The sequence below is a fragment of the Verrucosispora sp. SN26_14.1 genome (assembly GCF_004307965.1).
Taxonomy (GTDB): Bacteria; Actinomycetota; Actinomycetes; order Mycobacteriales; family Micromonosporaceae; genus Micromonospora.
The window spans coordinates 1-2507 of sequence record NZ_SISL01000654.1; the positions used below are offsets into that span (position 1 = coordinate 1).

Annotated in this window: 2 protein-coding genes and 1 pseudogene; all 3 read right to left on the reverse strand. The window is 73.3% G+C overall.

Annotation, left to right across the window (positions count from 1 at the left end):
- On the reverse strand, positions 1 to 910 hold a 910-nt coding region (locus EYA84_RS30465), incomplete at its 3' end, for a nitrate- and nitrite sensing domain-containing protein (RefSeq protein ID WP_236146051.1).
- Positions 911 to 1049: 139 nt separating this feature from the next.
- Positions 1050 to 2069 carry a TAXI family TRAP transporter solute-binding subunit gene (locus tag EYA84_RS30470; RefSeq protein WP_117231039.1) on the reverse strand — a complete coding sequence of 340 codons (1020 nt, stop codon included), beginning with the start codon at positions 2067 to 2069 and terminating at the stop codon, positions 1050 to 1052.
- A 17-nt stretch (positions 2070 to 2086) separates the two neighbouring features.
- Positions 2087 to 2507, reverse strand: a pseudogene (locus tag EYA84_RS30475) (C4-dicarboxylate ABC transporter permease); the annotation flags it as partial.

Here is a 2507-nt window from a genome sequence, read left to right on the forward strand (position 1 = left end):
AGCCGCCGGTGACCAACGCCCGCTGGCGGGCGTCGGCGGCCAGCGCGGCGGACCGGCGGTCGAGGTCGTCGGAGAGTTCGCGGCCCAGCAGGTTGTACCGGCGGATGGTGCCGCTCTGCGCCACGAACCAGGCGTCGCCGTCGGTGCCGAGCGCGGCCGGCTCGCGGTCCGCGTTCAGCGCGCTGTCGCGCATCCGCCGGGCCGTGGAGACGTCACTGCCGGCCAGCAACCGGGTGTACGCGGCCGTGGCGTCCGCCCCGGCGATGCGGGAGAACTCGGCCTGGCGCTGTTCGGCGGCGCCCCGCAGCCGGCCCAGCCGGACCAGTTCACCCTCGGCCAGCTCGCCCCGGACGAAGACGGTCCGCAGCAGGTCACGTTCCAGCGACGCCAGGTGCTCCTGGGCGGCGACGGCGGCCACCTCCCGGGCCCGGTTGGCCAGCTCCGGGTCGCGTACCTGGGCGGGCAGCGCGTCGGCCACCGTGAGCAGCGACTCCACCAGCGCCACGTAGGTCGGGTCGGCGGTCGCGGAGCCCAGTGCGGCCACCCGTGCCTCGTCGAGCTGGACGAGGTGTTCGTCCACGCCGTCCAGGGAGCGGCCCAGGTCGGGAGCGGCCCGCCGGGCGTCGCCGCTGGCCGACCGGTACCGCGCCACGGCCTCGTCGACCCGCTGCCGCTGGGCGTCGACCAGTTGCCGGCCGGAGGTCCCGCCGCGCTGGCGCAGGGCGGCCGTCTCGCCGAGTTCCCGTTCCACCTCGTGCACCAGCGACACGGTGGCGGTGGCGGTGCCGGCCAGTACCCGGGCGCGTTCGGCGTCGGTGGTGGCGGAGAGGGCGTTGCCGGTCTGGATCGCGCCGAGGGCGAGTAGTCCGGCGGTGGCGACGAGGATCGGCGCGAGGAGCTGCGTCCGCACCGACCACAGTCGACCGGTGTGATCGGACGGACGGTTGTGCCGGCGTACGCGCGCCAGTGAGGGCAGCGGCACGGGGGTCTCCCGAGGTAGTGGTGGCCGGGCCGGGCCCCCACGGGAGGCACCGGCCCGGCCGGGTCGGTCAGCTCGCGCCGAGGTCCTGCAACGCCTTGTCCGCACCCCGGTGCAGACCGACCGGGTCGGTCTTGCGGGCGGTGTCCAGAGCGATGCCCTTGGCGGCGGGGTTGGCCTGGGCCAGCGCGTCCTTCTTCTCGAACACCGTCCGGGTGATCGCACAGGCCACGTTGGCGTCCAGGTCCTTGCGGACGAGCAGCACGTTGGGAACCACGATGGTCGGGGTGTCCGCCACAGTGGAGTACACGTCCTTGCCGATCGTGCCGGCCTGGTACGCGGGGTTCAGCTCGCTCATCTTAGGCAACAACGGCGTGATGTCGATGAACTTGACCTTGTCCCCGGCAGTGGTGAAGAGATCCGTCACACCGCCGGTGGGTACGCCGCCGGACCAGAAGAAGCCGTCGAGGCTGCCGTCCTTGACGCCCTCGACCGTCTTGGTCAGGTCCAGACGCTGGGCCTGGATGTCGGCGGCCGGATCGAGTCCGGCGGCCTCCAGCAGGCGGTTCGCGATGACCTCGGTGCCGGACTTGGGGGAGCCGGTGGAGATCTTCTTGCCCTTCATGTCGGCCACGGAGTTGATTCCCGCGTCGGCCCGGACGACCACCTGGGTGTAGTTGTCGTAGATCCGGGCCAGCGCCTCGACCGGCTGCGGAGTGGTGAAGGTGCCCTTGCCCTGCACCGCGTTGACGGCGGTGTCGAAGAGCGAGAACGCCACGTCGTACTGGCCGCCGACGAGCTGTTCGATGTTCTGCACCGACGCGCCGGTCTCGGCCGCCGTGCCGGTGAGCCGGCCGGCGGTGCTGTTCGAGAGCTGCCCGGCCAGGGCGTTGCCGACCACGTAGTAGACGCCGGTGGCGTTGCCGGTGGCGATGCCCACCCGGGTGTTCTCGGCCACCTCGCAGGTGACGGCGTTCGCGGTGTCGTCCGTGGCGGCGGCGCCCTGACGGCCGCCGCAACCTGCGGTGCCGGCCGCGACGAGGGCGAGTGCTCCCACTCCCGCCACGAGCCGCACGTTGATCCGTCCCACTCTTGCTCCTTCCGCGTTCATGCCGGTGATCCGGCTCGCGTCCCGCCGGAGGAGCCGGCGGATCCGCGTCGTACGAAAACGCCCACCGCCATGGCGCCGGCCAGTACGGCACCGATCGCGACGGGTACGGGTTCCAGCCAGAGCAGCGTGAGCCCGGCGATCGCGCCGAGCATCCGCTCCGGTACGCCCGCCGGGCCGACCCCGGGCAGCCAGCCGCCCGCCGCCACGGCCAGCACCGCCACGCTGAGCGCGGTGACCGTGCCGGCGACCAGGATCCGTTGTGGACCGCCCATGCCGAGCAGGCCGAGCCCGGTCGGGGTGGCCACGAAGGCGAGCGGGATGAGGTAGGCCGGCAGCGCGTACCGCAGGGTGTGCCACATGGTCGGTACGACGCGGCCGCCGGTGACCGCGGCGGCGGCGACCGCGGCGAGCGCGGTC